General features: G+C 57.5%; 4 protein-coding genes. 1 reads left to right on the forward strand and 3 read right to left on the reverse strand.

All coding sequences use genetic code 11. From position 1 onward, the window contains the following. Positions 1-534, forward strand: a 534-nt coding sequence (locus Q7T06_RS10485) for an aminotransferase class I/II-fold pyridoxal phosphate-dependent enzyme (protein WP_304784376.1), incomplete at its 5' end; no start/stop codon positions are given. A gap of 105 nt (positions 535-639) precedes the next feature. Here Q7T06_RS10485 and parC read toward each other — a convergent pair. The 3 genes from parC to Q7T06_RS10500 form a co-directional block, all read right to left on the reverse strand. After that, entirely contained in the window at positions 640-2,955 is a 2,316-nt protein-coding gene (parC, locus tag Q7T06_RS10490; RefSeq protein WP_304784378.1) for a DNA topoisomerase IV subunit A, read from the reverse strand. Between the two features lie 28 nt (positions 2,956-2,983). Continuing rightward, entirely contained in the window at positions 2,984-3,763 is a 780-nt protein-coding gene (locus Q7T06_RS10495) for a lytic transglycosylase domain-containing protein (RefSeq protein ID WP_304784381.1), read from the reverse strand. 8 nt (positions 3,764-3,771) lie between these two features. Further along, a partial coding sequence (locus Q7T06_RS10500) for a toprim domain-containing protein (RefSeq protein ID WP_304784383.1) occupies positions 3,772-4,907 on the reverse strand: 1,136 nt, incomplete at its 5' end.

Raw genomic sequence — 4,907 nt, forward strand, 5'->3', positions numbered from 1 at the left:
CTGCCGAAAATGCTGACGATGAATCCGGATGGCGTGATCTACATGGGCTCGTTCTCTAAGGTGCTGACACCGGGCATACGCCTCGGCTATGTGGTGGCACCCGTGCCTTTGGTGCGCAAGCTGGAACAAGCCAAGCAAGCTGCCGATCTGCATACTTCCCAATTGACGCAGATGGTGGTGTACGAAGCGATCAAGGATGGTTTCCTTGCCGCGCATATTCCATCGATACGCACGCTGTATGCAAATCAATGCCAGGTCATGCTGGATGCGCTGGCTGAATTTTTCCCTGCCGGTGTCAAATGGAGCAAGCCGGAAGGCGGCATGTTCATCTGGGTGACGTTGCCGCAACACATGGACGGCATGGCCTTGCTGGAAGAAGCGATTGCGCAGCACGTGGCTTTCGTGCCGGGTGCGCCATTCTATGCAAACGAGCCGGAGAAAAATACTCTGCGCCTGAGTTTTGTCACGGTACCACCTGAGAAGATACGCGAAGGCGTGGCCAAGCTGGGGAAATTGATCGCAGCGAAAATTTGATCGTATTGCATTGTCGATATAAAAATGGCCGCTCCCTCGGGAACGGCCATTTTTTTGTGCCTGTCATCCGCCAGCCATTCCCGTCCAGACGGGAATGGCTGTGGATTACTTCTGCGCAGTCAGCGTCGTTGCCTTGATCTTCGATTCCAATGCTTTCCCTTTGCGTGCACGCTTGCCGATATGCACGGCGAGTCCTGATGCCGACAGCAAGATTTCCTGTGCTTTTGCACCGCGACCGATGCCGGACACGATCACGCCGCGCTGGCTGATAGGCTGGGCTGCCAGCAGCTTCTCGTTCTTTTCCAGTTCCATCAGGATCACGCCACGACCGCCTGCGGTCAGCGACTTGATTTCATCGATGCCGAAAACCAGTACGCGTCCTTTTTCCGACAGGCAGGCAATTGCACTGGCGCCGGCCGTGACCGGACGCGGCATCAATGGTGTGTCGCCTTCATCGAGCGTGATGAAGGTTTTGCCGCCGCGCGTGCGGCTGACCATGTCGCCGGTTTTTGCAGTGAAACCGTAACCGGCGGTCGATGCCAGCAGCAGCGTTACATCGGCCGGGCCGGCGTAGTAATGCAGGATGCTGGTGCCGCTCGCCAGTTCAATCAGCGTCGTGATAGGTACGCCATCGCCGCGCGCGCCGGGCAGGGCAGAGACAGGGACCGAGTAGATGCGACCGTTGGAGCCGAACACCAGCAGCGTGTCGACGGTGCGGCATTCAAACGTGTCGTACAGCGCATCGCTGGCCTTGAACGTGAATTGCGCGGCATCGTGACCGTGGCCGGTACGCGCACGCACCCAGCCTTTTTGCGAAATGACGACGGTGACTGGTTCGTCTATGACCTTGGTTTCGACGACTGCTCTTTCCGCGACTTCGATCAAGGTGCGGCGTGCATCGCCAAACTGTTTTTCATCGGCTTCGATTTCCCTGATCACCAGGCGCTTCAGCGATGCCGGGTTGTCGAGCAGATCCTGCAGCGTGGCTTTCTCGCTGCGCAACTCTGCCAGTTCCTGCTGGATCTTGATGGTTTCCAGGCGCGCCAGTTGACGCAGGCGTATCTCAAGAATGTCGTCGGCTTGCCGTTCAGACAGGCGGAATGCATCCATCAAGGCCGGTTTCGGTTCATCCGATTCGCGGATGATCTTGATGACCTTGTCGATATTGAGCAGGATCGCTTCGCGACCTTCGAGGATATGGATGCGGTCGTCGACTTTTTGCAGCTTGAATTGCGTGCGGCGCGTGATCGTCGTGAAACGGAAGTCTATCCATTCGCGCAGGATGTCGCCCAGCGATTTTTGCCGCGGCTTGCCGTCGCCGCCTATCATCACCAGGTTGATCGACACGCTGGTTTCCAGCGAGGTGTGCGCCAGCAGCATGTTGGTGAATTCGGTCTGGTCCTGGTTCTTCGATTTCGGTTCAAACACCAGGCGCACCGGCGCATCGCGGCCCGATTCATCGCGCACCGTGTCGAGCATGGCCAGCACCGTTTGCTTGAGCGCGAGTTGGTCCGGCGACAGCGATTTCTTGCCGAGCTTGATTTTCGGATTCGTCAGTTCTTCGATTTCTTCCAGCACGCGTTGCGATGAAGTGCCGTGCGGCAGCTCGGTGACGACCGCTTGCCACTGGCCGCGCGCCATGTCTTCTATCTTCCACGTCGCGCGCACTTTCAGGCTGCCGCGACCGACGCCGTACATATCGCGGATTGCGGTAGGCGAGGTGATGATCTGGCCGCCGCCCGGGAAGTCCGGTCCCGGCACGATGGCCATCAATTCTTCATGCGTGAGCTTCGGATTGCGGATCAGCGCGACCGCAGCGGTGGCCACTTCGCGCAGATTGTGCGACGGGATTTCGGTAGCCATGCCAACGGCAATGCCGGAGGCGCCATTCAGCAATACAAACGGCAGGCGGCCCGGCAGCAGCTTCGGTTCTTCAGTCGAACCGTCATAGTTGGGCTGGAAATCTACCGTGCCCATGCCGATTTCATCGAGCAGCAGTTTCGAGATCGGCGTCAGGCGCGCTTCGGTATAACGCATCGCAGCCGCACCGTCGCCGTCGCGCGAGCCGAAGTTGCCCTGGCCGTCGATCAGCGGATAACGCAGCGAGAAATCCTGTGCCATGCGCACCATGGCGTCATACACGGATTGGTCGCCATGCGGATGCAGTTTGCCCAGCACGTCGCCAACCACGGCCGCCGATTTGCGTGGCTTGGCGGCAGAGTTCAAGCCCAGTTCATTCATCGCATACAGGATGCGGCGCTGTACCGGTTTCTGCCCATCGCAGACATCGGGGAGGGCGCGGCCCTTGACCACGGAAATCGCGTAATCGAGATAAGCGCGTTCGGCAAAGGTCGCTAGTGTGAGTGATTCGCCGCCATCGGCTGGTGCTTCAGTTTCAAAAAGATTGGCTTGATCGGTCATTATTATTCTAAAAAATTATTCTGAAAAATTATTCGATGGAAGTAACAGTGTCGGCGGAGCTATTGGTGCTGCGGTGTCCCGGTATGATCATGTGTATGCGCTTGCTGCCTGAACTGCGATTTGAAAAGACTGCATTGTCGGCAAAGTTCGCAACCGGCTGATACAGCTGGTAGAACTGGCTTACCAGCTTCACGTAATTGCGCGTTTCCTGATAGGGCGGGATCGCGTTATTGTATTTTTGTATCGCGCCTTCGCCAGCGTTGTACGAGGCCAGCACAAGGTGCTGCTGGTTAGGGTACATATTGCGCAGGAAGCGCAGGTAACGTGCACCGATGCGAATATTGGTTTTGGGATCGGCCAGTTTTTGCGCGACGGTCTTTTTGCGGTCAGCCTGCAGGCCGAAGCGCTCTGCGGTAGCCGGCATCACCTGCATCAAGCCGATCGCGCCTTTCGGTGAAACGGCAGCCGGGTTGAAGCCGGATTCGGCCGCCATCACGGCTTTCAGCAAGGCGGGATCGAGATTGAAATCATTCGCCGCATCGTTCAGCAATTGCTCGTATTTTTTCAGGTTCGGATGCTGCGACAGATAGCGGAACAGCGGCGTTTCCTTTTCTGCCGCTTTATCTCCATTACTCAGTGGCACCAGCTTCGATGCATTCAAGACTTGATCGCCGCGGGCGAACAACTGGTAGCGCTGATCCAGTTTTTCTGCCGCAAAATGCGCATCGCCGTTGGCGTCCATATAGCCGTATACATCAGCATGGGCAGCAGCTGACAGCAGCGACAGGGCCAGCAGTAAAGCGCGCATAGCATTCATCAGATATCGGCCTCTGCTTCGTTGCCGTGTTCTTCTATCCATGTGCGGCGGGCGCCAGCTTCGCCTTTGCCCATCAGCATGTTGAAGCGCGACTCGGATGCATCCACATCGAATTCACCCAGCGCCACCGGCAGCAGGCGGCGCGTATCCGGGTTCATCGTGGTTTCCCACAATTGTTCGGCATTCATTTCGCCCAGGCCCTTGAAGCGCGAGATCGTCCATGCGCTGTCCTTGACGCCATCCTTGCGCAACTTGTCTTCTATCGCTTCCAGCTCGCCATCGTCGAGGGCATAAATCTTTTGCGCCGGCTTCTTGCCGCGTGTCGGTGCATCGACGCGATACAGCGGCGGACGGGCGATGCAGATATGGCCGCGATCTATCAGTTGCGGGAAGTGCTTGAAGAACAGCGTCAGCAATAACACCTGTATATGCGAACCGTCGACGTCCGCATCGGACAGGATACAGATGCGGCCGTAGCGCAGGCTGCTGAAATCGACAGTGTCATTTTTACCGTGCGGATCGATGCCGATCGCTACTGAAATATCGTGTATCTCATTGTTGGCAAACAGGCGGTCGCGTTCGGTTTCCCACGAATTCAAGACCTTGCCGCGCAAGGGCAGGATGGCCTGGAATTCCTTGTCGCGTCCCATCTTGGCCGAGCCGCCGGCGGAGTCGCCCTCGACCAGGAAGATTTCATTGCGCGAGGTATCGTTCGATTCGCAATCGGTCAGCTTGCCCGGCAAGACGGCCACGCCGGATGATTTTTTCTTTTCAACTTTTTGTGCCGAACGCAGACGCGATTGCGCCTGCTTGATGACGAGCTCGGCCAGTTTTTTGCCGTAGTCGACATGCTGGTTCAGCCACAGTTCGAGCGCCGGGCGCGTGAAGCTGGCTACCAGCCGCACCGCATCGCGCGAATTCAGGCGTTCCTTGATCTGGCCCTGGAATTGCGGATCGAGCACCTTGGCCGACAGTACGAAGGAGACGCGCGCGAACACGTCTTCCGGCAGCAGCTTCACGCCTTTGGGTAACAGCGAGTGCATTTCGACGAAGCTCTTCACGGCGCCGAACAAGCCTTCGCGCAAACCGGATTCATGCGTGCCGCCATTCGAAGTCGGGATCAGGTTGACATAGG

The organism is Herminiimonas sp. (genome assembly GCF_030645555.1).
GTDB lineage: Bacteria > Pseudomonadota > Gammaproteobacteria > Burkholderiales > Burkholderiaceae_D > Oxalicibacterium.